The 26,892-nt window shown below is 67.6% G+C and carries 18 protein-coding genes; 10 read left to right on the top strand and 8 right to left on the bottom strand.

From position 1 onward, the window contains the following. Window positions 1–62: 62 nt before the first annotated feature. The 5 genes from BUB09_RS03560 (at window position 63) to BUB09_RS03540 (ending at window position 5,365) form a co-directional block, all read left to right on the top strand. Window positions 63–2,063, top strand: coding sequence for a hypothetical protein (locus BUB09_RS03560; protein ID WP_072894335.1), 2,001 nt, complete (start codon window positions 63–65; stop codon window positions 2,061–2,063). Beyond that, window positions 2,060–2,593, top strand: coding sequence for a shikimate kinase AroK (aroK, locus tag BUB09_RS03555; protein ID WP_072894332.1), 534 nt, complete (start codon window positions 2,060–2,062; stop codon window positions 2,591–2,593). The genes BUB09_RS03560 and aroK overlap by 4 nt, the downstream gene beginning before the upstream one ends. 25 nt (window positions 2,594–2,618) lie before the next feature. After that, a complete protein-coding gene (gene aroB, locus BUB09_RS03550) occupies window positions 2,619–3,773 on the top strand; it encodes a 3-dehydroquinate synthase (RefSeq protein WP_084083139.1) in 1,155 nt (384 codons plus the stop codon). Window positions 3,774–3,827: 54 nt separating this feature from the next. After that, on the top strand, window positions 3,828–4,976 hold the full coding sequence (locus tag BUB09_RS03545) for a deoxyguanosinetriphosphate triphosphohydrolase (protein ID WP_072894329.1): 1,149 nt from the start codon (window positions 3,828–3,830) through the stop codon (window positions 4,974–4,976). Window positions 4,977–5,053: 77 nt separating this feature from the next. Then, window positions 5,054–5,365, top strand: coding sequence for an Mpo1-like protein (locus BUB09_RS03540; protein WP_072894327.1), 312 nt, complete (start codon window positions 5,054–5,056; stop codon window positions 5,363–5,365). A 19-nt stretch (window positions 5,366–5,384) separates the two neighbouring features. On the opposite strand, the gene BUB09_RS03535 is transcribed toward BUB09_RS03540, so the two are convergent. Beyond that, window positions 5,385–5,810, bottom strand: a complete 426-nt coding sequence (locus BUB09_RS03535; protein WP_072894324.1) for a PIN domain-containing protein — start codon at window positions 5,808–5,810, stop codon at window positions 5,385–5,387. A gap of 3 nt (window positions 5,811–5,813) precedes the next feature. After that, window positions 5,814–6,068, bottom strand: coding sequence for a type II toxin-antitoxin system Phd/YefM family antitoxin (locus BUB09_RS03530; protein WP_072894321.1), 255 nt, complete (start codon window positions 6,066–6,068; stop codon window positions 5,814–5,816). 216 nt (window positions 6,069–6,284) lie between these two features. Between BUB09_RS03530 and gltB the strand changes: the two genes are divergently transcribed. Both gltB and BUB09_RS03520 read left to right on the top strand, forming a co-directional pair. Next, the gene (gene gltB / locus BUB09_RS03525; protein ID WP_072894318.1) at window positions 6,285–10,775 is read left to right on the top strand and encodes a glutamate synthase large subunit; all 4,491 of its coding nucleotides are present in this window, start codon (window positions 6,285–6,287) and stop codon (window positions 10,773–10,775) included. 967 nt (window positions 10,776–11,742) lie between these two features. Then, window positions 11,743–13,191 carry an FAD-dependent oxidoreductase gene (locus BUB09_RS03520; RefSeq protein ID WP_072894315.1) on the top strand — a complete coding sequence of 483 codons (1,449 nt, stop codon included), beginning with the start codon at window positions 11,743–11,745 and terminating at the stop codon, window positions 13,189–13,191. A gap of 49 nt (window positions 13,192–13,240) precedes the next feature. On the opposite strand, the gene BUB09_RS03515 is transcribed toward BUB09_RS03520, so the two are convergent. From BUB09_RS03515 to BUB09_RS03495, 5 genes are read right to left on the bottom strand one after another with little or no spacing between them, the layout of a single operon-like run. Beyond that, a complete protein-coding gene (locus BUB09_RS03515; protein ID WP_072894312.1) occupies window positions 13,241–15,433 on the bottom strand; it encodes a beta strand repeat-containing protein in 2,193 nt (730 codons plus the stop codon). A 3-nt stretch (window positions 15,434–15,436) separates the two neighbouring features. Beyond that, window positions 15,437–16,114, bottom strand: coding sequence for a hypothetical protein (locus tag BUB09_RS03510; RefSeq protein ID WP_072894309.1), 678 nt, complete (start codon window positions 16,112–16,114; stop codon window positions 15,437–15,439). 3 nt (window positions 16,115–16,117) lie between these two features. Continuing rightward, entirely contained in the window at window positions 16,118–16,540 is a 423-nt protein-coding gene (locus BUB09_RS03505) for a PulJ/GspJ family protein (protein WP_084083138.1), read from the bottom strand. Beyond that, complete coding sequence (locus BUB09_RS03500) at window positions 16,524–17,015, bottom strand: pilus assembly FimT family protein (RefSeq protein ID WP_072894303.1); 492 nt, start codon at window positions 17,013–17,015, stop codon at window positions 16,524–16,526. The genes BUB09_RS03505 and BUB09_RS03500 overlap by 17 nt, the downstream gene beginning before the upstream one ends. Continuing rightward, complete coding sequence (locus BUB09_RS03495) at window positions 17,009–17,464, bottom strand: type IV pilin protein (protein WP_072894300.1); 456 nt, start codon at window positions 17,462–17,464, stop codon at window positions 17,009–17,011. Before BUB09_RS03495 ends, BUB09_RS03500 begins: the two co-directional genes overlap by 7 nt. A gap of 126 nt (window positions 17,465–17,590) precedes the next feature. Between BUB09_RS03495 and BUB09_RS03490 the strand changes: the two genes are divergently transcribed. After that, window positions 17,591–18,235 (top strand): YceH family protein, encoded by a 645-nt coding sequence (locus BUB09_RS03490; RefSeq protein ID WP_072894297.1) that lies wholly within the window; start codon window positions 17,591–17,593, stop codon window positions 18,233–18,235. A 19-nt stretch (window positions 18,236–18,254) separates the two neighbouring features. Here the strand turns inward: BUB09_RS03490 and BUB09_RS03485 are convergent, their stop codons facing one another. After that, the gene (locus BUB09_RS03485; RefSeq protein ID WP_072894294.1) at window positions 18,255–19,085 is read right to left on the bottom strand and encodes a DUF6279 family lipoprotein; all 831 of its coding nucleotides are present in this window, start codon (window positions 19,083–19,085) and stop codon (window positions 18,255–18,257) included. 146 nt (window positions 19,086–19,231) lie between these two features. On the opposite strand from BUB09_RS03485, the gene hrpA reads away from it, so the two are divergent. Then, window positions 19,232–24,301 carry an ATP-dependent RNA helicase HrpA gene (gene hrpA / locus BUB09_RS17295; RefSeq protein WP_072894292.1) on the top strand — a complete coding sequence of 1,690 codons (5,070 nt, stop codon included), beginning with the start codon at window positions 19,232–19,234 and terminating at the stop codon, window positions 24,299–24,301. Continuing rightward, the gene (locus BUB09_RS03475) at window positions 24,298–26,607 is read left to right on the top strand and encodes a DEAD/DEAH box helicase (protein WP_072894288.1); all 2,310 of its coding nucleotides are present in this window, start codon (window positions 24,298–24,300) and stop codon (window positions 26,605–26,607) included. Before hrpA ends, BUB09_RS03475 begins: the two co-directional genes overlap by 4 nt. Window positions 26,608–26,892: the final 285 nt, after the last annotated feature.

The following is a 26,892-nucleotide window of genomic DNA, read 5'->3' as shown; positions in this document are numbered from 1 at the left end:
TGGCGGGCCGGTCGGAGCGGGCGCTTGGCTATACTGCGCGTCAGCCTTCCGCCGCGCTCCCTATGAACCTTGGTCAAGCCCTTCGCGGCTGCAGTCTGATTGCCACGTTGCTGCTGGCTGCCTGCGGCAGCAGCGGCGACGACGCTAGCGGTTTGCTCGACGATGACGGCAGCAGCAGCGGCGGCGGGTCCAGCAGCCGCTACCTGATCGAGATCGCCGGCCCCGACTGCGTCGAGCCCGGCGTCACCGCCACCGGCTACACGGCCACGGTGACCCGCCCCAGCGGCGCCGTTGCGCCGGAGGTGTTCGTCGCGCTCAGCGCCACGATCAACGGCACCGCCAGCGGCACGATCCGGGCGACGCTGGCCGACGGCAAGACGCGACTCAACGGCGGCGACACCAATGCGGCTGGCGTGCTGCCGTTTAGCTACACCCCGCCCAGCGATGCGATCCGCAACTCGCTGGCCGTGACGATCACCGGCACCGTGCAGGTCGACGGCGTTGCGCGCGGCTCCGAGGAGTATCCGATCGAGCTGCAGCCGACGACGGTCCCCACCGTGCGTCTGCAAGGGCCGAAAAACGCATCGGGCGCGCGTCAGGCCAGCGGCACGGTCACGGCCGCATCCGGCGAGCTGCTGCCCGACTTCCTGATTACCGTGACGCGCCCGGCCAGCGGCTGCGGCACGCCGGGTCCGATCAGCGGCGCGACAATCAGCGTCACGCCGACGCTGGCCGACGCCGCTGTGCGGCTGGTCGACGATGCGTCGCTGATCGACGGCACGGCCGCCTTTGACTACGTCGCGCCGACGGTCGAAGAGCGCACTGCCGAAGTGCTCAGCGTGACGGCCAGCCTCAATGGCGTCACCAGCAATCCCGCAACGTTCAGCCTCGCAGTCGCGCCGCCGCCGGATCCGGCCAAGACGCTGGTCACCGTCAGCGGACCCAGCAGTGGCTCGGCGGGCCGTCAGCAGACCGGCTACACGGCCACCGTTACGTCGGTTGCCGCCGACGGCACGCGCGTCGCCCGCGAAAACACCCAGCTGTCGATCACGCTGTCCGACGGCGGCAGCGTCACGCTGACGCCCGACGCCAACGGCCTGGTCGGCGTCACCGACCGCTTCGGCCAGGTGAAGTTTGCGATCACGCCGAAGACCTCGACGGCAAGCAATTCCAGCCTGACGATCAGCGCGGCGGCGGTCACCACCGGCGACGCCGTGCTGGCGAGCTCGTGCGCGTTGACCGGCAGCGTCTGCACCGGCACCCAGTCGGTGGCCGTGCAGCCCGACGCGTTCCAGTTCACGGCGCCCGTGTTCGGCAGCGCCGGCACGGTCGGGCAGCCCAATGCCGTACCGCTGGCGTTCCAGTGGGCCACCGCCAGCGGCGCTGGCGTGGCCGGCTGCGTCAATCTGAGTGCCACGTTCCAGGGCAGTGGTACCAGCACCTTCCTGCTCGAAATCAATGGCGACCCGGTGCCGGCCGCGCAGAGCCGCGTCGTGCAGTTGGGCAGCAACGGGCAGTTCCAGGTGCCGGTACGCGTCTATTCCGATCGGTCGGGCTTCGTGCAGGTCAGTGCCACTGAAAATCGCAGCTGCGCGGCCAGCGGCACCAGCGGCACGCTGACGGCCAGCACCGGCGTGCAGTTCGTCGACGAGATTTGCGAAACCACGTCCGACGGGCGCAACTGCGTCGACCTGACCGCGCCGCTGCGCACGCTCAGCTCGCCCGATGCCAGTGGTGCGCAGCGCAGCGTTGCGCTGACGTTCTCGGTGCTCAACAGCGCATTCGCGCCGGTCGACGGCGCGCAAGTGCTGTTCTCCGTGGTGTCGCCGGCCGCACCGAACGACCCCAACGAGCGTGTGTTCCCGGGCGGCGGGACGACCAACGCCAGCGGCGTGGCGTCGTCGCTGTACTACGTGCCGACGTTCTCGCCGGCGCTGACCGACGCCGATCTGCGTACCGTCGATGTGCGCGCCTGCGTGCGCCGCAACGCCACCAGTTCCGACGCGGCCTCGCAGGTCTGCAGCACCCGGCGCATCGAGATCGTCGGACCACCGGCTGAATGATGAGCAAGACGAATATTTTTCTGGTCGGCCCGATGGGCGCCGGCAAGACCACGGTCGGCAAGCGGCTGGCCGAAACCCGCGGCATGGAATTCATCGACAGCGACAGCGAGATCGAGATCCGCACCGGCGTCGACATTCCACTGATCTTCGAGAAAGAAGGCGAAGACGGGTTTCGCAAACGCGAAAAGCTGGTCATCGCCGAGCTGGCGCAGCGCAGCCACGTCGTGCTGGCCACTGGCGGCGGTGCTGTGCTCGACCCGGACAACCGCCAGTGGCTGGCGGCACGCGGCTTGGTGGTCTACCTGCACGCGAGCGTCGACCAGCAATTGCAGCGTACGGCGCGCACCGATCACCGCCCGTTGCTGCAGAACGTGCCCGACCGTCGCGCCACGCTGCAGCGCCTGTTTGAAATGCGCGACCCGCTGTATCGCGAGATCGCCGACCTGGTGATCCAGACCGACGGCCGCAACGCGCGGGTGCTGGCGCGCGAGATCGAAGACCATATCGACCGCCCGGCCACTGCGCTCTGACGGCATCCCGATCGAACTGCAAACGATGGAACTCGTGACACCCCATATTCCGCCGCAACCGGCCGCGCCGCCGAGTCGTCTGAACAATGCCCGCGTGCTCAAGGTCGAGCTGGGCGCACGCAGCTATCCGATCCGCATCGGCAAGGGCCTGGCCGCCAACGAGGCTGCGTTCCCCGAAGCTCAGGGCCGCGCGCTGCGCGTGATCACCGACAGCAACGTCGCGCCGGTGTATCTGGCGCCGCTGCTGGCCGCACTGCATATCGGCGACGACCAGGTGTTCGTGCTGCCGGCCGGCGAGACGCAGAAAACCTGGGACTCGGCCGGGCAGGTGCTCGACTGGCTGCTGGCGTCGCGGCTGTCGCGCGACGGCTGCCTGATCGCGCTCGGCGGCGGTGTCGTCGGCGATCTGGCCGGATTCTGCGCCGCGATCTACCAGCGCGGCATCGACTTCATCCAGGTGCCGACGACGCTGCTGGCGCAGGTCGACTCATCGGTCGGCGGCAAGACCGGCGTCAATCACGCGCGCGGCAAGAACCTGATCGGCGCGTTTCATCAGCCGCTGTCGGTGATCGCCGACACCAGCAGCTTGAGCACGCTGCCGCGCCGCGAACTGCTGGCGGGCCTGGCCGAAGTGATCAAGTACGGCATGCTCGCCGACAGCCTGCTGTTCGAATGGCTGGAAGCGAATCTCGACCGCATCCTGGCGCTGGAATCCAATGCGCTGGCCGAGATCATCGAGCGCTGCTGCGCGATCAAGGCGCGCATTGTCGGCCTCGACGAGCGCGAGACCGGCAGCGGCCCGCGCGCGCTGCTCAACCTCGGCCACACGTTCGGCCATGCGATCGAAACCCATACCGGCTATACGCAATGGCTGCACGGTGAAGCGGTCGCTGCGGGCCTGTGCCTGGCGGCCGACCTGTCGGCGCGTCACGGCTGGATCACCGAAGCGGTGGCCGCACGCTGCATCACGCTGATTCAACGCGCTGGCTTGCCGACGCAGCCGCCCCCGGGCATGACCGCCGCCGACTTCCGCGACCTGATGGGGCTCGACAAGAAGGTGCAGAACGGCAAGCTGCGGCTGATCCTGATGCGCGGCTTGGGCGACGCGATCATCAGCAGCGACTTCGACGCCAGCTTGCTCGACAGCGTGCTGCACGACGCTTGTAGCGCGGCCGGCTAGCCCCGGTCGCACGCAGGCCGCCGCTGCGCGCCGGCCTGCGTCGTAGAATGGCGCATGGATCTCGCCCCGTATGCTGCGCTCGAATGCCATTCCCGCGGTCGTCGCTACGATGAACCCGGCCCGAGCAATCGCAGCGCCTACATGCGCGACCGCGATCGCATCATCCATTCGGCCGCGTTCCGCCGGCTCGAATACAAGACCCAGGTCTTCGTCAATCACGAAGGCGATCTGTTCCGCACCCGGCTGACGCACAGCCTGGAAGTGGCGCAGCTGGCGCGGACGATGGCGCGCTCGCTGCGCTTGCACGAAGATCTGTGCGAGGCGATTTCGCTGGCACACGACCTGGGCCACACGCCGTTCGGCCACGCCGGTCAGGACGCGCTCAACGAATGCATGCGCGACCACGGCGGTTTCGAGCACAACGCGCAGTCGCTGCGCGTCGTCGACGAGCTGGAAGACAAGTACGCCAGCTTTCGCGGTCTGAACCTGAGCTTCGAGACGCGCGAAGGCATCCTCAAGCATTGCAGCCTGGCGCGGGCGCGCGAACTGGGCGACGTCGGCCGACGCTTCATCGAGCGCGGCCAGCCCAGCCTCGAAGCCCAGCTGGCCAATCTTGCCGACGAGATCGCGTACAACAGCCACGACATCGACGACGGCCTGCGCGCCGGTCTGCTGACCATCGAGCAGCTACGCAGCGTGCCGCTGTTCCGCCGCCATCACGACGTCGTGCTCGACACCTACGGTCCGCTGCGCGGCAAGCAAGAGCGCCACGAAACGCTGCGCCGCGTGATGAGCACCTTCGTCGAAGACCTGACCACGACCAGCAGCGCGCGCATCGCCGCGGCCGGCGTCACGCATATCGATCAGGTGCGCGCGCAAGCGCAGCCGCTGATCGCCTACAGCGACGCACTCAACGCGGCCAACCACGAACTCAAGCGCTTCCTGCGGCAGCAGCTGTATCAGCACCATCAGGTCTACCGCGTGATGGCCAAGGCCAAGCGCGTGATCCGCGACCTGTTCGCCGCGCTGATCGACGACGTGCGGCTGATGCCGCCGGAATTCTGCGACGCCGCGCGCACGCTGGAAGCCGCGCGGGGTCTCGACGGCCGCGCGCTGGCCGTCGCCGACTACATCGCCGGCATGACCGACCGCTACGCCCTCGACGAGCACGAACGCCTGTTCGACCCGCGTCGCTTGCGCTGAGTCCGCTGACGCGCGGCAGCCGCTGCGCCACGGCCCGATCCGTTAGCATCGTCACTCGTCCTGCTGCGAGCATCGATATGAGCCAGCCCCCGCGCTACACCACGCTCGACGAGTTCTATCCGTTCTACTTGAGCGAGCATTCCAACCGCACCTCGCGGCGCCTGCACTTCGTCGGCAGCAGCCTGGTGCTCGGCTGGGTCGGCGTGGCCTTGATGACGCTCAACCCCTGGTGGCTGCTGGCGGCGCTGGTGCAGGGCTATGCGTTTGCCTGGGTCGGTCACTTCTTCTTCGAGCACAACCGGCCGGCCACGTTCCGCTATCCGCTGCTGAGCTTTCTTGGCGACTGGCGCATGTGGTGGCAGATGCTGACGGGCCGCATTCCGTTCTGAGTCCGCGAGCCGCCGGCCTTCAGGGCCGGAACCAGTCGTCGAGCTTCAAGCCGTCGGTGCCGGCCAGCGGATGGGGACTGCGGGCGACCAGGCTCATATCGCGGGTTGCGGCGATCGCCGCCTGCTCTCCGTCGAGCCGGCGCCAGCGCCGGCCGCTGCGTTCCCAGCGCACGGCGCTGCGTGCTAGCCAGATCGCCGCGTCGCGGTCCAGGCCGACCACCTCGGGGCCGCTGTGCAGCAGTTCGGCCGTAAACGCCGCCAGCTGCTGGCGGCGCGGGCCTTCGGGCAGCGCGTCGAGGCCGCGCAGCCAGGCGGTCAGCGCCGGCGCCGCGATCGCGCACGCCGCCTGACGCTGGGCAAACAGGTTGAACACGCGACGGTTGCCGTCGGGGCGGGTCAGCTCGGCGATCACCGCCAGGTCGAGCAGCCAACTAGGGCGGGCCACCGGCTAGAACTCGGCCCAGCGGTCGAGCTCGTCGGCAGTCACGCCTTCAAAGCCCGCACCCTGGCGCGCCCGCCAGGCCTGGCACCACCCGGCGAAATCGGGCCGGGCGCTGCCGCGCAGCCGCTCGTACTCCGCCTCGGACAGCAGCACGGCCACGGCTTTGCCGCGCCGCGTCACCTGGACCGGTCGGCCGCCCTCGGCCTCGTACAACAGCTCCGTCAGGCTGTCGCGAGCCTGCGCTATGGAAACGGATTTCATCGTCCGGCAAGCCTCGTTGCGCAAGATGGCTATCTAGATGGCTATCTTAGGCCGGCCTAATTGCTTGATTCAACGGTGTTCTCGCCCCGGGGCCGTTCAGCTTTCTGCCCGGAATTTGCTTGTGCCGGTAATGAAAATTAGTTTCGTGACCCGCGCTCCCCGGCGAGCGTGCGTTCAAGGCCGCTCGATGCGGCCTTTTTAGCCAGGAGTTTTGCCATGTCCCAGCCCCCCGTCACGCCCTTCGAGGGCTACGCCGCGCACGGCTTGTACCGTCCGGACTTCGAAAAGGATTCTTGCGGCTTCGGCCTGATCGCCCACATGGACGATCAACCCAGCCACAAACTGGTCCAGACGGCGATTACGGCGCTGCACCGGATGACCCATCGTGGTGCGGTGGCGGCCGACGGCAAGACCGGCGACGGCTGCGGCCTGCTGATGAAGAAGCCCGACGCGTTCCTGCGTCGCGAGGCGGACAAGCTCGGCTTCGCGCTGGGCGACAACTACTGCGCCGGCAACGTGTTCCTGAGCCAGGACCCGGCGCGGCGCGACCGCGCCAAGCAGGCGTTCAAGGAAGCCTGCGACCACCATGGCGTCAAGCTGCTGGGCTTCCGTCCGGTGCCGACCGACCCGGCGGCGCTCGGTGAAGAAGCGCTGCGCGCGGTGCCGGTGGTCGAGCAGGTGTTCATCACCGCGCCGCGCGACATGCACAAGTTCGCCTTCGAGCTGAAGCTGTTCAAGCTGCGCCGCCGCGTCGAGAAGGTGCTCGAAGCCGAAGGCGACGCCGATTTCTACGTCACCAGCCTGTCGTGCCGCGTCATCGTCTACAAGGGACTGGTGATGCCGGAGTTCCTGCCGCAGTTCTATCCGGACCTGGCTGACGAACTGCTCGAATCGTCGATGTGCGTGTTCCACCAGCGCTTCTCGACCAACACGCTGCCGCGCTGGCGCTTGTGCCACCCGTTCCGCTATCTGGCGCACAACGGCGAGATCAACACGATCAGCGGCAACCGCATGTGGGCGCAGGCGCGCGCCAAGAAGTTCCAGTGCGCCGACCTGCCCGACATCGAAGAACTGATGCCGCTGGTAACGATGAAGGGCTCCGACAGCCAGAGCATGGACAACATGCTCGAACTGCTGCTGGCCGGCGGCATGGACGTGTTCCAGGCGATGCGCGCGCTGATCCCGCCGGCCTGGCAGAACGTCGAAGACCTCGACCCGGACGTGCGTGCGTTCTACGAATACAACTCGGTCAACATGGAGCCCTGGGACGGCCCGGCCGGCGTGGTCATCATGGACGGCCGCTATGCCGCCTGCTGCCTCGACCGCAACGGTCTGCGTCCGGCGCGCTATGTGATCACCAGCGACCGCCACATCGTGCTGGCGTCGGAAATCGGCGTGAACGACTTCCGCGCCCAGGACGTCGTCGAGAAGGGCCGCCTGCGTCCGGGCGAAATCCTGGCCGTCGACACCGAGACCGGCTCGCTGCTGCGTCCGGAAGACATCGACCGCATGCTGGCCTCGCGCAAGCCGTACAAGCAGTGGCTCAAGTCGAACATGAAGCGGCTCGAAGCCAGCCTCAGCGACGACCCGAACTCGCTCGACGTGATGCCGCCAGACACGGTGGCGATCTATCACAAGATGTTCCAGCTGACGTTCGAAGAGCGCGACCAGGTGCTGCGCGTGCTCGCCGAAGCCGGCCAGGAAGCGGTCGGCTCGATGGGCGACGACACGCCGTTCGCGGTGCTCAGCCAGCAGGCACGCTCGCTGTACGACTACTTCCGGCAGATGTTCGCGCAGGTCACCAATCCGCCGATCGATCCGCTGCGCGAGCAGATCGTGATGTCGCTGGAATGCCAGCTCGGCTCCGAAAAGGGCATGTTCGAAGAAACGCCGGAGCGCGCCGCGCGCCTGCTGATCGACTCGCCGGTGCTCAGCGAAGCCAAGTTCAAGGCACTGCTGGCGATCGGCAACGATGACCCGAATTACGCGCACCAGATCATCGACCTGAACTACGACCCGTCGATCGGCCTGAAGTCGGCCATCGACCATGTCTGCGAAGAAGCCATCGCCGCGGTTCGCGCCGGCAAGGTCGTGCTGGTGTTGTCCGACCGCGCGATCGAGCGCGGCAAGCTGCCGGTGCACGCGCTGCTGGCCACCGGTGCCGTCAACGCCGCGCTGGTCACCGCCGGCCTGCGCTGCGATTGCAACATCGTCGTCGAGACCGCCACCGCGCGTGACCCGCATCACTTCGCGTGCCTGATCGGCTACGGCGCCAGCGTGATCTATCCGTATCTCGCCTACGCCTCGCTCTACGAGATGGCGCGCAGCGGGCAGGTCAAGAACAAGGCACCCGAGACGATGGCGCAGAGCTATCGCAAGGGCATCAACAAGGGTCTGTACAAGATCATCTCGAAGATGGGCATCAGCACCATCTCGTCGTATCGCGGCGCGCAGCTGTTCGAAGCTGTGGGTCTGCACGACGAAGTGATCGACACCTGCTTCAACGCCACCGTGTCGCGGATCCAGGGCGCCAAGTTCGAAGACCTTCAGGAAGAGCAGATCGAGATCGCCGAAGCGGCGTGGAGCGCGCGCAAGCCGATCGAACAGGGCGGCTTGTACAAGTACGTGCACGGCGGTGAGTACCACGCCTACAACCCGGACGTGGTCGCGATGCTGCAGAAGGCGGTCAAGTCCGGCAGCTACGAGGACTACCAGACCTACGCCGAGGTCGTGAACACGCGCCCGGTGTCGATGATCCGCGACCTGTTCCAGTTCAAGAGCGCCACGCCGATTTCGGTCGACGAGGTCGAGCCGATCGACAGCATCCTCAAGCGCTTCGACTCCGCCGGCATGTCGCTCGGCGCGCTGTCGCCGGAAGCGCATGAAGCGCTGGCGATTGCGATGAACCGCCTCGGCGGCCGCAGCAATTCCGGCGAAGGCGGCGAAGACCCGGCGCGCTACGGCACCGAGAAGTCGTCGAAGATCAAGCAGGTGGCATCGGGCCGCTTCGGCGTCACGCCGGAATACCTGGTCAACGCCGAAGTGCTGCAGATCAAGGTCGCGCAGGGCGCCAAGCCCGGCGAAGGCGGCCAGCTGCCCGGCGACAAGGTCAACGACCAGATCGCCAAGCTGCGCTACGCGCGGCCTGGCGTGGCGCTGATCTCGCCGCCGCCGCATCACGATATCTATTCGATCGAAGACCTGGCGCAGCTGATTTTCGACCTCAAGCAGGTCAATCCGCAGGCGCTGGTGTCGGTCAAGCTGGTGTCGGGCCCCGGCGTCGGCACGATCGCGGCCGGCGTGGCCAAGGCCTACGCCGACCTGATCACGATCTCCGGCTATGACGGCGGCACCGGCGCCTCGCCGCTGACCAGCGTCAAGTACGCCGGCACGCCGTGGGAACTCGGCTTGTCGGAAACCCACCAGACGCTGCGCATGAACAATCTGCGCGACAAGGTGCGGGTGCAGACCGACGGCGGCTTGAAGACCGGCCTGGACGTGATCAAGGCGGCGATTCTCGGCGCCGAATCGTTCGGCTTCGGCACCGCGCCGATGGTGGCGCTGGGCTGCAAGTACCTGCGCATCTGCCATTTGAACAACTGCGCCACCGGTGTGGCGACGCAGAACAACGTGCTGCGCCAGAACTACTTCATCGGCCTGCCCGAGATGGTGATGAACTACTTTAAGTTCGTCGCCCAGGAAACGCGCGAACTGATGGCCAGCCTCGGTGTGCGCACGATCAAGGAGCTGATCGGCCGCACCGACCTGCTCGAAATCGCCGAAGGCGCGACCAACAAGGCCAAGAACCTCGACCTGTCGCCGATTCTCGAATCGGCCGGCATGACGCTGCCGAGCGCGCAGTACTGCATGTTCAACAACGAGCCGTTCGACAAGGGCGAACTGGCCGAGGCGATGCTGGCCGACTGCCTGCCGGCGATCGAACACAAGACCGGCGGCATCTTCCATTACACGGTCAGCAATCGGCACCGCTCGATCGGTGCGCGCCTGTCGGGCGAGATCGCGCGTCGCTGGGGCAACCTCGGCATGGCCGATCGCCCGATCACGATCAAGCTCAAGGGCGCAGCGGGCCAGAGCCTGGGCGTGTGGAATGCCGGCGGCTTGAACCTCGAAGTCGAAGGCGATGCCAACGACTACGTCGGCAAGGGCATGGCCGGTGGCCGCATCGTCGTCAAGCCGCCGAAGACCGCGCGCTACGAATCGCGTGAAGCGGCGATCATCGGCAACACCTGCCTGTACGGCGCCACCGGCGGCACACTGTACGCAGCCGGTATGGCCGGCGAACGCTTTGCGGTGCGCAACTCCGGCGCCCACGCGATCGTCGAAGGCTGCGGCGACCACGGCTGCGAATACATGACCGGCGGCGTTGTCGTCGTGCTCGGCCACACCGGCGTCAACTTCGGTGCCGGCATGACGGGCGGGTTCGCGTACGTGCTCGACGAAAAGCGCAACTTCGTCGACCGCTACAACCACGAGCTGATCGACATCCATCGCGTCGTGTCCGAGCACATGGAGGCGCACGAGAACTACTTGCGCAAGGTCGTCGCCGATTACGCCAAGGTCACCGGCAGCCGTTGGGCGCAGCAGATCATCAGCGACTGGGCCGACTACGTCGGCAAGTTCTGGCTGGTCAAGCCCAAGGCCGCGGAGATCGGATCGTTGATCGACTCGGTACGAGCCGCCGCCTAAAAACCGGTTGCTTGCCTCTCCCCGCGGGAGAGGCCGGCTTGACTCTCCCAACGAAGTGCGAGCACTTCGTTGGGGCCCGAGGTAGCGCTGGGTGAGGGAGTTCGAGATTCAAGCCTCGCTTGAGTCTCAGAGGCCCTCACCCCTGGCCCCTCTCCCGGTGGGAGAGGGGAAGTAAAGCGGCACCGCCGGTGTGGTTTCCGGCGGCAGTACGGACAAGCGGCCCGCTTGCCTCTCCCCCCGGGAGAGGCCGGCGCGCAGCGCCGGGTGAGGGGGTTCGAGGATCAAGCCTGGCTTGAGTCTCAGAGGCCCTCACCCCTAGCCCCTCTCCCGGTGGGAGAGGGGAAGTAAAGCGGTACCGCCGGTGCGATTTCCGGCGTCAGTAGAGATCAGCGGCCCGCTTGCCTCTCCCCCCGGGAGAGGTCGGCTTGACTCACCCAACGAAGTGCGAGCACTTCGTTGGGGCCCGAGGTAGCGCCGGGTGAGGGAGTTTGAGATTCAAGCCTGGCTTGAGTCTCAGAGGCCCTCACCCCTGGCCCCTCTCCCGGTGGGAGAGGGGAAGCAAAGCGGCACCGCCGGTGTGGTTTCCGGCGGCAGTACGGACAAGCGGCCCGCTTGCCTCTCCCCCCGGGAGAGGTCGGCTTGACTCACCCAACGAAGTGCGAGCACTTCGTTGGGGCCCGAGGCAGCGCCGGGTGAGGGAGTTTGAGACTCAAGTCAGGCTTGAATCTCAGAGGCCCTCACCCCTAGCCCCTCTCCCGGTGGGAGAGGGGAAGTAAAGCGGCACCGCTGGTGTGGTTTCCGGCGGCAGTACGGATCAGCGGCCCGCTTGCCTCTCCCCCGGGAGAGGTCGGCGCGCAGCGCCGGGTGAGGGAGTTTGAGGATCAAGCCTGGCTTGAGTCTCAGAGGCCCTCACCCCTGGCCCCTCTCCCGGTGGGAGCGGGGAAACAAACGAAGCAGGGAGCAGTACATGGGTTACAAGAACGCCAACCAGTTTCTCGACGTGCCGCGCCAGGATCCGAAGAAGGCGCCGGTCGAAGTCCGCGTGCACGACTTCCGCGAGATCTACGGTCAGTTTCCGGTCGAGCAGGCCAAGTCGCAGTCTGGCCGCTGCCTCGGCTGCGGCAATCCGTACTGCGAGTGGAAGTGCCCGGTGCACAACTACATTCCCAACTGGCTCAAGCTGCTGGAAGAGGGCAACCTGTTCCAGGCCGCCGAGTTGTCGCACGCGACCAACTCGCTGCCGGAAATGTGCGGCCGCGTGTGCCCGCAGGACCGCTTGTGCGAAGGCGCCTGCACGCTCAATGACGGCTTCGGCGCGGTGACGATCGGATCGATCGAAAAGTACATCACCGACGAAGCCTTCAAGAAGGGCTGGCGTCCGGACATGTCCAAGGTCAAGTGGACCAAGAAGAAGGTCGCGATCGTCGGCGCCGGCCCGGCAGGTCTCGGCTGCGCGGACATTCTGGTGCGCAACGGCGTCAAGCCGGTGGTGTTCGACAAGTACAACCAGATCGGCGGCCTGCTGACCTACGGCATCCCGCCGTTCAAGCTTGAAAAGGACGTCGTCCAGACGCGCCGCGAAGTGTTCGAAGGCATGGGCATCGAGTTCAAGCTCAACACCGAGATCGGCAAGGACATCGCGTTCGAAGATCTGCTGCGCGACTACGACGCGGTGTTTCTCGGCATGGGCACCTACAACTTCATGAAGGGCGGCTTCCCCGGTGAAGACCTGCCGGGTGCGTTCGAAGCGCTGCCGTTCCTGATCGCCAACATCAACCGCGTGCTCAAGCCCAATGAGATCAGTCCGGCCGACATGGCCTACGACATGAAGGGCCAGCGCGTGGTCGTGCTCGGTGGTGGTGACACGGCGATGGACTGCAACCGCACATCGATCCGCCAGGGCGCCGAAAGCGTGACCTGCGCCTATCGTCGCGACGAGGCCAACATGCCCGGCTCGCGCCGCGAAGTGGCCAACGCCAAGGAAGAAGGCGTGGAGTTCCTGTGGAACCGTCAGCCGGTCGAGATCGTCGGCAACGGCAAGGTGGAAGGCGTCAAGCTGGTCACCACCACGCTCGGCGCACCCGATGCCAAGGGCCGCCGCAAGCCGGAAGTGATCCCCGGCTCCGAGGAAATCATCCCGGCCGACCGCGTGATCGTCGCCTTCGGCTTCCGTCCGAGCCCGTCACCGTGGTTCGACGCGCACACGATCAAGACGCATGCCGACGGCCGCGTGATCGTCCACGGTGGCTTGGGCAAGACCAAGCCCGGTGCCGGCGCAACACGCCACAAGTTCCAGACCGCCAACGACAAGGTGTTTGCCGGTGGCGACATGGTGCGTGGCTCCGACCTAGTGGTCACCGCCGTGTTCGAAGGCCGTCAGGCCGCCGAAGGCATCCTCGACTATCTGGGCGTCTGATACGGCCGTTCACCGCGCGGCGCTGCGTTGCGCTGCGCGGTGCTCGGTATCAGCGATAACGCGCCCACAACACGTTGGCTGAGGCCGCGACCGCGGCGCTGGTCGTGCAGTTGCTCATGCACGGCAGGATCGACGCCGAATAGCTCGACGGCAGCGTGGTCACGTCCACCGTCGTACTGCCGCTGAGCACATTGGTCAGCCCCAGGGTGCCCTGTCCGGCCGCCGCGATGTAGCCGTAGACGGTTGTGCTGCCGCCGCTGTTGAACAGATTGCCGGCCAGCACCGTGCCCGATGTCTTGGTGCTCGCGCCGAGCGTAATGTTGCCGCCGACGAACAGGCCGCTCAGATAGCCGCCCGCGAGGTAGGCGATGTTGCCGAGCGGGTCGCCGGTCAGGGCCGACGTGCTGGTGTTGCAGAAGTTCTTCGGATATAGCCCGGCAAAGAACGCGGTTTGCGCCACGCCATTGCTGGGCGTGTTGTTGCAGATCGGCCCATAGCCAGCCGTGTTGACCGCTTTGCTGACATGCCCGCCGCTGGTGAGGATGTTGCCGGTGGCCAGGAACGTGTTGAAGTACACGCCGGTGCTGACTTCCAGATTGCCGTCGAACCACATTGCACCGGGTGCCAGACTGGTGCCGGCAATGGTCCATTTGCCGAGCGCGTAGGTGAAGCAGGTATTGGACGTCGAATAGCCCTGACAGATCGTCTTTTGCGTCGAGCCGGTTAAGGAACAGAGCTTGGTGACCGTGTTGTACGACGCCAGCGGACAGAGGAAGTCCTTGCGCGTGCCATCGCTGGCCAGCGCGTACTGGCCATCGGCGATGCCGGCGATGTTGCTGACGGTGACGCGGGTATAGCCCGCCAGCACGTACTCGAACACATAGTTCGCTGCCGACTTCAGCGCGTAGGCGTCGACCGTGGGTCGGTTCAGCGTGTAGGGCTGCACTTGGGCCACCGGGGTCAGCGCCACCGGCGTGATGCTCGGCGAATAGCCGGGCACCACGGTGACCTTCACGTTGCTGTTGTACTGCTGCAGTTTCAGTAGCAATCCGCCGATCGTGCCGCTGACCGATGCGTACTGATCGACCTGCAAGCCACCGGCACATTGCAGCGTGTTGATGCCGCCATAGCTGCGCACGAACACATTGCCGTTGCTGACCACGGTGCTCGCGCCGCCGCCGGTCAGCACCACGTCGCCGACGGCCGTGATCGTGCCGCCGCTGGCAGCGTAGGTGACGGCGCCATTGGCGCGGATCGTCGTGGCGCCGCTGCCAGTCGAAGTCCAGGTGACGGCGTTCATCGTGTTGGTGTTACGCACCAGCCCGGATGTCAGCGTCAGGCTGCCGACCGAGTTGACGGTGGTGATCGTGCCGTTGGTGACCAGCACGCTGCCATTGGTGTTGATCGTGCCGTGCGTGCCGCCGCTGCTGGCGGTGACCGCGCCGCGTGCGTTGATCGTGCCCGTGCTGCCATTGGTGATGATCACCGCCCCGTTACAGTTGATCGCGCCCTGCATACCCGAGCTGTTGACGTAGACGCTGCCCAGTGCCGATACCGACGCCACCGCCGACGAACCACTCAGCGTCACGTCGCCGTTGCTGTAGATCTGGTTGACGGCGATGCCGCTGCCGATCGACACGTTGCCGGTGGAACGCACGGCGTTGACGCCGGTGATCGAGGCATTGTCGAGCGTCACGTCGCCGTCGACATTGACGTTGGCATTGCTGCTGCCGACGACGACGATGCCGCCGGTCATCTGCAGGTCGTAGTAGAAATTGGCCGCGTCGAGATTGGCGTTGACCGAGGTCGCCGCCACGGCCGCTGTGCCGGGCCGCACGTTGTAGACCGCGCGCAGATGGGCGGTCGCGCCGGCTCCGGCACCGGTGATGTCGGCCGTCACCGCATAAAAGCCGCCGGCATCCGGCCCGGTCATCGACACGATGCTGACGCCCAGTTGGCTGGCGCTGGTGCCGGTGATCGCCGGTGACCACGGCAGCGACGGCCATGGTGGCGTGGTCAGTGACTCCTGCAGCAAGTACTGCCTCACCAGTTCGACACCGGCCCAGGCCCGCGCTTGTGCCGTGGTCTGGGCGTGCATCGACAGCGTCTTGTCCTGGGCGCCGCGGACCGAATAGCTGACGCCGAGCACGGTCGCGGTCAGCGCGGCCCCGACCATCAGCACCAGCAGGATCGTCGCCAGGCCTCGTTGGCCGTCACGCCGTGGATGGACAGGGATGCGCATCGGTCAGGCCCCGCTGAAGTTGGTCAGGCAGGCGCTGGTCTTCCATACCGAATCGTCGCCCCAGATCGTCACTCGCAGCGCTGTCGCCGCGCCAAGCCCGTAAGGCCAGCAGGTCGCTCTGTCGACCCGGAACACGTTGTTGCTGGCCAGCGTCATCGTGCCGGCCGGGATCAGATCGGCGCTGCGAGTCCAGGTCGCCGTGCCCCATTGCGTGGCGCTGCTGCAGCTGCCGCTGGCACGCAGCAGCATTAGCGTGGCGCTCTGCATTAGCAGCGCCGAACATTCGTAAGCGACCCCAGGCTGTGCGCCCCAGATCACCGCATTGCCGGTGCTGACGCCGCTGGCGCCGACGGTCTGCGCTGTGCCGCTGAGACGCCCATTGGCGTCCAGCGCCGCGCCGCTGACCAGAATCAGATCGGTATTGACGGCCGCGCGCGTGCTGTTGCTGCCGATGCCATAACCCGCGTTGTGCAATTCCATCTGGGCGGACAGCGTGGCCGTGGCATAGCTGCCATCTTCGGCCGCGCGCGCGCGGCTCTGAACGGTCTGGCCGACCAGCGTTCGGTACAGCATCAGCAACGACAGCACGCCGAGTACCGACAGCAGCATCCCGGCCATCAAGCTGATCAAGCCCAGGCCGTGTTGCCTGCGACGCGGGCGAAACGGAATGCGGGTCGTCACCGGCTAGCTCCCGCCGACGTTGCCGACGGCGATCGTGCCGTTGCCGCCGAACAAGGCCGACGAGCTGACCGTCAGCGTCACCCGCTGCGGCGGCGTGGCGATCGTGCGGCCGCCGATCGTCAGCGTGCCGGCGGCGCTGCAAGTGACCGTCACGCTCAGGTCGGTCGGCGCGATCGCGGTATCCGCCGGCCGAATCCGCACCGCTGGCGGCGCCGTGCCGCTGCACCAGGCTGCGACGTCGCTGGGGCTTTGCAGCATCTGCCGCAGCTGGCTGACCGCCATCGCCTGCGTGCGCGCGAACTTGTGGCTGACGGCGATGCGCGAGGCGGTGTACGCACTGCCCATGCCGATGATCGCCACCAGCACGACGCCGACCAGCGCTTCAAGCAGCGCGTCGCCGCGCTGGCGGCTAGTTGAGGACGACACTGGCACTGGTGCTGCCCGAGCTGACGACGATGCTGCTGGACAGCGCGCAGTTGTCGGTGCCGCTGCCCGATGCCGGATTCACCGGCAGCCCGCGGTTGCTGAAGGCCAGGCAGCTCAACGCGCCGCCGGCCACGTTCACGGCGCTGCTGGCGTGCAGTTGTGCGGTCCACGCCGCGCTGGCGGATTGGCAGTTGGCTGCGGTCGGCGGGCTGCCGTTGGCCGCAAACAAGCGCACCGTCGTGCCGTCGATACACAGAATCGACGCCGCGCTGGCGCCGGCGACGCCACCGGGATTGCGCAGTGCCATGGCCTTGGCTCGCGACACGCCTTGGGTCAGCACACCGACGCTGTCCTGCACACGTGACGACGCGATCCAGTTGGTCGTCAGATTGCCGGCGCTGACCAGCAGCGAACCGAAGATCGCCAGCGTGATCATCAGCTCGATCAGCGAGTAGCCGTGGCCGCGCATCACCATGCCGTCACCGCGCCGCCGGGGCTGGTCAGTTGCCGTGTATTGGCGTTGTCGAGGGTGATCGTGTAACTGCTCATGCCATTGGCACTGCCGACCGCGCGCAGCGTGTAGCTGGTCGAGGTCGAGGCCTGGATTTGATAGGTGAAGCTGGCGGCCTGCGACGGCGCCCAGCCGCTGAGTGCGGACTGGGTCGCCGCGGTGGTCGTCGTTGCCGCCGGATACGTCAGCTGCTGCTGGTAGAAGTTTTCCATCGTCAGTGCCATCGCGACCAGGTCGTTCTGGGCGCTGCGCAGCCGCGTGTTGACGACGTAGCGGTTGTAGACCGGCATCGCCAGCGCGGCGAGCAGCGCGATGATCACGACCACCACCATCAGCTCCACCAGCGTGAAGCCGCGCGTCGCCGATGCCGCTCGCCGATGCGCTCGGTCGTCTGCTTCGATTACGCCCTTCATGCTGCATGACCCGTCCGGCATACACCGGAGATAGTGGGATGTAGTCGGCTATCGGCGCTGGCGTTTGAAACTTTAGCGACCCGACGGAGTAGCATCCGCGCCGATCCCTTATCCGTGCGCTCCTCCATGTCGACCGATCTGCTGCTGTCCTTGAACGAAGCCCGCGTGCTGGCCTGCTTGTTCGAAAAATCGATCACCACGCCGCAGTACTACCCGATGACGCAGAACGGCGTGATGCTGGCCGCCAACCAGAAGAACTCGCGCTATCCCGTGATGAGCCTGACCGAAGGCGACGTCGGTGCGGCGCTGAACACGCTGGAACAGCAGCGCCTGGTCAAGCGCGACGAAACCAGCGGCCGCGCCGTCAAATGGCGCCAGCAGTTTCCGCATCAGTTGCTGCTCAAGCCGGGCATCGCCGCCGTGCTGGCGACGCTGATGCTGCGGGGCCCGCAGACGATTGCCGAAATCCGCAGCAACGCCTCGGCACTCGGCGGCCCGGCCGAAGCGGATGGAGTTCAGGCCGCGCTCGATGATCTGGCCGATCGCGCGCGTCCGCTGGTCAAGCAACTGCCTCGGGCGCCGGGCCAGGCGGCGGTGCGGTTTGCGCACTTGCTGTGCGGCGAGTCGGCGATCCCTTCCGTGGCCGATGCACCGGCCGGCGCGTCGTCAGCGAGCAGCGGCGGCGGCAATGCGACGCTGGTGGCGCAGCTGGTCGAGCGCATAGAGGCGCTCGAAGCCCGCGTCGCCGAGCTGGAGCGTCAGCTGTCCTGAGTCGCGGCGACGTTGGCGCTCAGCGCGACGTCGCCAGCGCGTCCAGTTCGTCGGCCAGCTCGCCCAGCCGCCGCGCCAGATGCTCGCGTTGACGCGGTGTGGCCAGCGCACTGAGGTCGGCCAGCAGTTGCCGCGTCCGATCGCGGGTGGCGTCCGGCTCCGGCTCGTCGAACGGCGCCAATGCAAAACCCACGAGCCGGTCGCTGAAGCCCGGCTCCCGGCGCTGCCGCAGCAGCGCCTCGAACTGTTGGCGCCCGACCTGGTCACGGGCATCGTCCTGATCGTCGTCGCGCTGTAGCTGTGCTGCCCAGGCCTCGATCCGCTGGCGCTGCGCGGGCGTCACCGAGCCCGCCCAGTCGTCGAGCCGGTCGATCGCGGTATCGGCGCGTTGCTCGCGCCATTTCGCATCGCTGAGCCGGGCTTGCTTGCGCGCTTGGCGCTCTCGGTCGTCAGCCAGCTTGGCCAGCAGCGCGCGGACCTGATCGTCGCGCAAGCTGGCCAGCGTCGGCGCCAGCGCCGCCAGGGTTTCGGCGGTCAGCGTCCGCGCGTGTCGGCGCAGCTGGTCGCCGAGTGGCTGCAGCGTCGCCGGGCTGATCGGCGTCAGCGCCAGCGTCTGTAGCTGCCGCAGCTCGGCCGCGTAGCGCGGCAGCTGCTCGCTGCGGTGCCAGCGCCACAGCGCGTCGAACTGCTGGTCGAACTGGGCTTTCTGCGCGGCGTCGAGGTCGATATAGCGTCCCAGCTGCAGCCGCGCCAGCGTGTCGAGCCGGTTGTAGACCAGGCCGACCCGGCCGCAGCCGGCGCTGATCAGCACCAGGCTCAGGCAGACGGCAATTTTGAGGCAGCGGTTCACGGCGGATGGGGCTCGGGTCGGGGTGGGATCGCTGGCATCTGGCAGCGTTGACGGTGGACAATGGCCGGCTAGGCGTTTGCAGCCTGCCTTTTTCAGCCTGAACGATACCTGCTTTGGACCGCCGTCCCGCCCCCCGAGTTGCCGCCTTGCCGCCCGAGCTGATCCAGCGCTTCGAGCAGCAACGCGAGCATCTGCTGATCGCCGACGAACGCCGGCTCGGCAGCCTGCTGCGCCGCGCCGACGGCGGGCAGCCGGTCGATCGCGAGCGGCTGGTGCGCGACCTCGACGCCGCGTTGCTCAAGGCCGAGAACCGGCTGCGCCTGAAGCCGGCGCTGATCCACTTCCCCGACGAGTTACCGGTGAGCCAGGCGCGCGAGGAGATCGGTCGCGCGATTCTGCAAAACCAGGTGATCGTCCTATGCGGCGAGACCGGGTCGGGCAAGACCACGCAGCTGCCCAAACTGTGTCTGGAGCTGGGGCGCGGCACGCGCGGGCTGATCGGCCACACGCAGCCACGCCGCTTGGCCGCGCGCAGCGTCGCCACGCGCATCGCGCAGGAGCTGGGCAGCCCGCTGGGTCAGCTGGTCGGCTACGAGACTCGCTTCGACCGCCGCGTCGGCGATGCCAGCCTGATCAAGCTGATGACCGACGGCATTCTGCTGGCCGAGCTGCAGCGCGACCGCGAGCTGACCGCCTACGACACGATCATCATCGACGAGGCGCACGAGCGCAGCCTCAACATCGACTTCCTGCTCGGCTGGCTCAAGCGGCTGCTGCCGCGCCGGCCGGACCTGAAGCTGATCGTGACGTCGGCGACGCTCGACCCGGAGCGCTTGGCCAAACACTTCGAAAGTGCGAGCGGCCCGGCGCCGATCCTCAAGGTCGAAGGCCGTACGTTCCCCGTGACGATGCGCTATCGCGAGCCCGATTCGGATCTGGATCTGGAAGGCCAGGTCGCCAACGGGATCGACGAGCTGTGGGCCGGCGGTGGCCGGCCCGGTGACGTGCTGGTGTTTCTGCCCGGCGAGCGCGAAATCCGCGACCTCGTGCGCTCCTTGCCGGGCCGCTTTCCGAAGGCCGAAGTGCTGCCGCTGTATTCGCGGCTGCCGGCCGAACAGCAGGACCGCGTGTTCGGCCGCGGCAGCGCGCCGCGCATCGTGCTGGCCACCAACGTCGCCGAAACCTCGGTCACGGTGCCGGGCATCCGCTACGTCGTCGACACCGGTACCGCGCGCATCAACCGCTACTCGACGCGGCTCGGCGTGCAGCAGCTGCAGATCGAGGGCATCAGTCAGGCGGCGGCGAACCAGCGCGCCGGCCGTTGCGGCCGTGTCGGTCCCGGCACCTGCCTGCGCTTGTATACCGAGGCGGATTTCCAGAGCCGCGATCTGTTCACCGACCCGGAGGTGCTGCGCGCCAACCTGGCCGGCGTGATCCTGCAGATGGCGGCGCTGGGCCTGGGCGATGTCGACGACTTCCCTTGGGTCGACGCACCCGAGAATCGCCACATCTCCGAAGGCTATCGGCTGCTGCAGGTGCTCGGCGCACTCGACGACGAGCGCCGTCTGACACCGCTCGGCCGCGAACTGGCGCGGCTGCCGCTGGACCCGCGCATCGCGCGCATCGTCGCGGCCGGCAAGGGCCAGGAGCAGGACGCGGTCTGTGTGCTGGCCGCGGCGCTGTCGGTACAAGACCCGCACGAAGTCCCGCCCGACCAGCAGACCCAGGCGCGGCAGAAGCACGCGGTCTGGCGCCACCCGCGCTCGGACTTCTACACGCTGCTGAACCTGTGGCGCGAATGGCAGAAATGGAGCGAAGGCGCGTCCAACCGCGCGCTGCGCAAGATCTGCCGCGAGCAGTACGTGTCGTACCTGCGGATGGAGGAATGGGAGTCGGTCTACAAGCAGATCGTGGATATGACGCGGCCGCGCACTCAACCGCCGTCGGTGCGGGCAGAGCGAAGCGAGGGGCGCGCAGCCGGCAGCGGTGAGGGCCTCTCCGTCACGCCGAAAGCCAAACTGAATGCGCAAAGTCTCGCCTTCGCCCGCGAGCTGCGCACCCAGTCCACCGACGCCGAATCCAAGCTCTGGTATCTGCTGCGCGACCGCCGCTTGAACGGACTCAAGTTCCGCCGCCAACATCCGGTCGGCGACTACACGCTCGACTTCTACTGCGAGCAGTACCGGCTCGCGGTGGAACTCGATGGCGGGCAGCACGGCGAGGCGGGGTCGCAAACACGCGACGCCGAGCGCACCGCGTTTTTGTCCGGTCGCGGGATTCGCGTGTTGCGATTCTGGAACGACGAATTCCTGAATCAGCCGGAAGCGGTGCTGGAAGCCATTCTGGCTGCGACCCAGACGCCCTCACCCGGCCCTTCGGGCCACCCTCTCCCGGCGGGAGAGGGCAGAAGCCCCAACGGCGGCGATGGCTTGCCTCTCCCCCCGGGAGAGGTCGGCGCGTCAGCGCCGGGTGAGGGCGTCGGGAGACCGCGCGGCGCAGGAAGCGCCTGGCCAGAGCGCGACACTGAAAGCCCCTCACCCGGCCGGTCGGGCCGCCCAGAAGGGAAGGCAACGCGGCGCGAGGGTCAGACGGTGGCGGTGTCCCGCGCGCCCTCACCCGGCCCTTCGGGCCACCCTCTCCCGGTGGGAGAGGGCAGAAGCCCCAACGGCGGCTACGGCTTGCCTCTCCCCCCGGGAGAGGTCGGCGCGTCAGCGCCGGGTGAGGGCGTCGGGAGACCGCGCGGCGCAGGAAGCGCCTGGCCAGAGCGCGACACTGAAAGCCCCTCACCCGTCCCCGTGGGTCACCCTGTCCCGACGGGAGAGCGCAAGACGCTGGCGGATCTGAGCGTCGACAAGCTCGAAGAACTGTATCCGCAGATTCACAAGGCGCTGGCGGCCGGATTGATCGATCACATCGGTCTGCGGCTGCCGGCCGAGAAGAACGAGCGGCCGGAATTCCAGGGGCCGCGCGGCCGCAAGTACCGGGTGTTTCCGGGCTCGACGCTGGCCAAGAAGCCGCCGCCGTGGCTGCTCAGCGCGCAGCTGTCGCAGACCAGCCAGTTGTTTGCGCGGACCAATGCCGAAGTGCAGCCGCAGTGGCTGTCTGACGTTGGCGCGCATCTGGTCAAGAAGACCGTCACGCACCCGGTGTGGAACCCGGAGCGCGGCGAAGTGCAGTGCACCGAATACCACACGCTGTTCGGGCTGCAGTTGCTTAAGCGCACCTGTCATTACGGCTCGATCGACCCGGTCGACGCGCGCCGCATCTTCATCCTCGAAGGCCTGGTCCGTGGCCAGTGGACCGCCAAGCCGCGATTCCTGACCGACAACCTCAAGCTCGTCGACGACGTGCTGGACAAGGAGGCGCGGATGCGCCGGCCCGACCTGCTGGCCGACGAGTCGCAGCGCTACGCGTTCTACGACGAGCGCATTCCACCGCAGATCTGCACCGCGAACACGCTCAAGGCCTGGCTGCGCACCGCCAGCGCCGACAAGGGCGATCCGGGCCGGCTGTTGCGGATGCAGGAAACCGACGTGCTCCGCCCCGGCGCCGACGCCGACGTCGAGGCGCGCTTTCCGGACTTCATCGACATCGGCGGCCACACGCTGGCGCTGAGCTACCAGCACGAGCCGGGCGAGGACGAGGATGGCGTCAGCTTCCACATCCCGCTGACGCTGCTGTACCAGTTGCCCGACGCGCCGTTCGACTATCTGGTGCCCGGCCTGCTTGCGCCGCGGATCGAAGCGCTGATCCGCAGCCTGCCGATGAACCTGCGCCGCCTTTGTACGCCGGCTGCCGAATACGCCAACGCGCTGGCGACGCGGATCAGCGTCGGCGACGGTGACTTTTTGCAGAGCGTGGTGCGGCATTTCGACGCGATGACCGGCGTCAAGCTCAAGCCCGACGACTTTGATCCCGGCAAGCTGCCGGCGCATCTGCGGCCGACGCTGGTGCTGGAAGACGCGCAAGGCCAGGTGATTGCCCGCGCCGACTCGTTGGCCGCGCTCAAGCGCGACCACCAGCAGCCGGCGCGCGTCGCCATCGCCGCCAGTGCGCAGCGCGAAGACGCGGCACGTCGCTGGGTGCGCAGCGATATCCGCGACTGGGATTTCGGCGACCTGCCCGAGCATGTCGACTTGAGCGGTGGCGGCCGTGCCTGGCCAGCGCTGACGACGGCCGCCGCGGCGGCGGCTGCTACGCCATCGCGGCGTACTGGATCGCTGCCGGCCGTAACGCCGCCAGCGCCGACGCCAGCACCGCCACGCAAGCCCCCACCCCCGCCACCCGCGCTGCGCGCTGCGCCGGCAGCGCCGCCGTCATCGCCCGGAAAGCCGAGCAAGCCGGCCGTGATCGAATCACTGCAGGGCTTGGCGCAGCTGCGCGGCTCCTTGCCGGCGGCGCCGTCGTCACCTCCACCACCGCCGCCGCCGCCCACAGTGGCAGCCGCTCCCGCCGCGACGCGGCCCGCGTCGGCATCGTCCGCGCCCGCGAGCGCGTCGGTGACCGCCGCCGCAGGCAGCGTGTCGCTGGCGCTGTTCGAATCACCCGACGCAGCGCGGCTGGCGCATATCGCCGGTGTGCGCGCGCTGTTGCTGGCCAAGCTCGCCGATCGCGTCCGCGATTTGGTCAAGACCGCGCGCTCGCGGCTTGGGCTGGCGGCGGTCAACCCGATCATCACGCCGGAAGCCTTGGCGCAGGCCGTGGCCGAACGCGCCGCGGCCCAGACCTGGGACTTGGCGTCGCTGCGCAGCGAAGCGGCGTTCAAGGAGGCCGTGCAGCATCGCGGCGACTTCGGCCGCGTTGCGGTCAAGCTGCTCGACGAGGCCTGCGGCTGGCTAATGGCGGCCGCCGATCTGCGCAAGGCGCTGCGCGACGGTGGCTCGCGCTGGCCCGAGGCGGCCGCTGACATCCGCCAGCAGCTCGACAGCCTGCTGGCACCGGGCCTGATCGACGCGCTGCCCGACGAGCAATGGCCGCGTGTCGCCGTCTGGCTCAAGGCGATCGCGATCCGGCTGCAGCGGCTGCCGAACAAGCCGCAGCGCGACATCGAGCTGACCGCGCCGATTCGCGCGCTGGTCGCGCAACTGCCGCATCCGTTCCACCCGGCGCGCTGGATCGTCGAAGAATGGCGCGTGGCGCAGTTTGCTCAAGAACTGAAGGCGATCGGATCGCCGACGCCGGATCGCGTCGTGCAGCGCTTGCGGGAGCCGGCATGAGCAGCGCCGTCAGCGATAACGAGCCGACGCTGATCGAAGCCGACCCGACGCCGGTGCTGCGGCTGCGCATGCAGGAAGTGCAGCGCAGCGTGCGCCAGGCCGTCGTGCGCTCGCACTGTGCGTGTGCGCGGCTGACATTCGACTACGCCGGCTGGCGCTTGCCGGCCGAAGGCCCGGCGCACGAGCGCGGCGATGACGGCGGGCGCGTCTACGAGATCGTCCGGCGCCGGTCGATCGAGAACGACGCGCGCGAACGGCTCGAAGCGCTGCGTCTGACCAATGCGCAGCTGATCTCGACGCGCATCCGGCCGCGCCCGCCGGGATTTGCGGTCGGCGACTACGTGTTCGAACGCGGCCGTGACGAGCTGGCCGATGCCGATCACTGGCTGATCCTGCTGCCGCGCTTGACTGCTGCCGGCTTCCGGCTCGAATTCGATCCGCGCTTTCCGTATTCGATGACCGCCGAGCCCGATGCCTGGCGCGCCGACGTCGTCGACGGCGGCAACCAGTGGTTCGACCTGAGCCTGGGCATCGACGTCGGCGGCGAGCGCGTCGACCTGCTGCCGATCCTGCGCAAGCTGATCGTCGATCCGACCTTCCCGCGCAAGCCGGTGCGGCACGAGCCCGAAGACGCGGTGTGGATCGTCGCCATCGACGAGCGTCGCCGCATTCCGCTGCGGCTGGCGCGCTTGCGCGCGCTGCTCGAACCGCTGCTGGAATGGCTCGACCACGCCGACGGCCGCGTCGAGCATGGCGAGTCCCTGCGGCTGAGCCGGCTGCAAGGGCGCGTGCTCGACGAGATCGAGCGCAGCGGCGTGCTGCGCCAGGGTGGCGAGGCGCTGCGTGACAGCATCGAGCAGTTGCGGCAAGCGAGAGCACCGGCCGACGCACCGACCGGCTTCAATGCCCAACTGCGGCCGTATCAGCGCGAAGGCCTGGGCTGGCTCAACTTCCTGGCGGACGCCGGCCTGGGCGGCATCCTCGCCGACGACATGGGCCTGGGCAAAACCGTGCAGGTGCTGGCGCATCTGCTGGTCGAGAAGCAGCGCGGCCGGCTCGGCGACGACGCCGGTCCGGCGCTGGTCGTGTGCCCGACCAGCCTGGTCGGCAACTGGCGCGCCGAAGCGCAGCGCTTCGCTCCCGCGCTGCGCGTGCTGGTGCTGCACGGCAATGATCGGCGCAAGCACTTTGCCGCGATGCTCGACGTCGACATCGTCATCACCACGTATCCGCTGCTGGGCCGCGATACCGAAGCGCTGCGCAGCATCTACTTCGCGCTGCTGGTGCTCGACGAGGCACAGGCGATCAAGAACGCGCGCACGCAAGCCGCACGCGCCGTGCGCGCGCTGCGCGTGCGGCGCCGCATCGGGATGACCGGCACGCCGCTGGAGAATCATCTCGGCGAACTATGGGCTCAGTTCGACGCGGTCGAGCCCGGACTGCTCGGAGACGAAAAGCGTTTCGTGCGTCACTTCCGCACGCCGATCGAAAAGCACGGCGACGCCGAAGTACGCGACCGGCTCAATGCGCGCATCGCACCGCTGATGCTGCGCCGTCGCAAGGAAGACGTGCTCGGCGACCTGCCGCCCAAAATCGAAATCCTGCGCAGCGTCGAGTTGGAAGGCCGTCAGCGCGAGCTGTACGAAACCTTGCGGCTGGCACAGCACGAACGCGTCCGCGAAGTGGTCGGCAGCGGCGGCAGCAACATCGTCGTGCTCGACGCGCTGCTCAAGCTGCGCCAAGTCTGCTGCGACCCGCGCCTGGTCAAGCTCGACGGTGCGCGGCGCGTGCCGCAGTCGGCCAAGCTCGATCTGCTGCTGACGATGCTGCGCGGCCTCGCCGACGAGCGCCGCCACGTGCTGGTGTTCTCGCAGTTCACCGAAATGCTGGAACTGATCGCCCAAGCGCTCGACGCCGCCAAGATCGGCTATCTGATGCTGACCGGTGCCTCGCGTCATCGCGAAGAACTGGTGCAGCGCTTCCAGGACGGCGAAGTGCCGGTGTTCCTGATCAGCCTGAAAGCCGGTGGCGTCGGACTGAACCTGACGATGGCCGACACGGTGATCCACTACGACCCGTGGTGGAACCCGGCCGTCGAATCACAAGCCACCGACCGCGCCCACCGCATCGGCCAGCACAAGCCGGTGTTCGTGTACCGGCTGATCTGTGCCGGCACCGTCGAAGAAAAAATCCAGGCCCTGCAAGCGCGCAAAGCCGAACTCGCGCGCGCGGTATTCGAAGGCGGCGCCACCACCGAACTGCGCTTCGACGAAGCCGATCTCGAGGCGCTGTTTTCGCCGCTGTAACCAGGCGCTCTGCCGTCCAGCCCGGGCACGTCGGCAGCGTGTTTGTGCGCTGGGTCCGCGAATATTCGGTCGATCCAAACGAGACTGCCGGCAGGTCGGTGCAAGCACCGTCGAAGAAGGCTGCCGTTCTGCGGCAGCCGGCAGCGGACTTGTTGCCGTCACGGCGGCCGGCGACGGTCTACGTTTGTCCCGTTTGATTTCACACGATCGGTGGTCTACCTCAATGACGTTCGCTCAGCGAGTCCGTGCACTGTTCGGCGAGCGGCCGGCGACCCCACCGTCGAT

Source organism: Hydrocarboniphaga daqingensis, from assembly GCF_900129825.1.
GTDB lineage: Bacteria > Pseudomonadota > Gammaproteobacteria > Nevskiales > Nevskiaceae > Hydrocarboniphaga > Hydrocarboniphaga daqingensis.
The sequence above is the reverse complement of the archived record's forward strand: the minus strand, read 5'-3'. Positions and strand labels throughout refer to the sequence as shown.

Coding starts and splice junctions, on each gene's coding strand:
- BUB09_RS03530 (WP_072894321.1), bottom strand. CDS start 6,068: ATGAAATCCGTTTCCATAGCGCAGGCTCGCGACAGCCTGACGGAGCTG.
- aroB (WP_084083139.1), top strand. CDS start 2,619: ATGGAACTCGTGACACCCCATATTCCGCCGCAACCGGCCGCGCCGCCG.
- aroK (WP_072894332.1), top strand. CDS start 2,060: ATGATGAGCAAGACGAATATTTTTCTGGTCGGCCCGATGGGCGCCGGC.
- BUB09_RS03515 (WP_072894312.1), bottom strand. CDS start 15,433: ATGCGCATCCCTGTCCATCCACGGCGTGACGGCCAACGAGGCCTGGCG.
- BUB09_RS03495 (WP_072894300.1), bottom strand. CDS start 17,464: ATGAAGGGCGTAATCGAAGCAGACGACCGAGCGCATCGGCGAGCGGCA.
- BUB09_RS03500 (WP_072894303.1), bottom strand. CDS start 17,015: ATGGTGATGCGCGGCCACGGCTACTCGCTGATCGAGCTGATGATCACG.
- gltB (WP_072894318.1), top strand. CDS start 6,285: ATGTCCCAGCCCCCCGTCACGCCCTTCGAGGGCTACGCCGCGCACGGC.
- BUB09_RS03540 (WP_072894327.1), top strand. CDS start 5,054: ATGAGCCAGCCCCCGCGCTACACCACGCTCGACGAGTTCTATCCGTTC.
- BUB09_RS03545 (WP_072894329.1), top strand. CDS start 3,828: ATGGATCTCGCCCCGTATGCTGCGCTCGAATGCCATTCCCGCGGTCGT.
- BUB09_RS03520 (WP_072894315.1), top strand. CDS start 11,743: ATGGGTTACAAGAACGCCAACCAGTTTCTCGACGTGCCGCGCCAGGAT.
- BUB09_RS03475 (WP_072894288.1), top strand. CDS start 24,298: ATGAGCAGCGCCGTCAGCGATAACGAGCCGACGCTGATCGAAGCCGAC.
- BUB09_RS03560 (WP_072894335.1), top strand. CDS start 63: ATGAACCTTGGTCAAGCCCTTCGCGGCTGCAGTCTGATTGCCACGTTG.
- BUB09_RS03490 (WP_072894297.1), top strand. CDS start 17,591: ATGTCGACCGATCTGCTGCTGTCCTTGAACGAAGCCCGCGTGCTGGCC.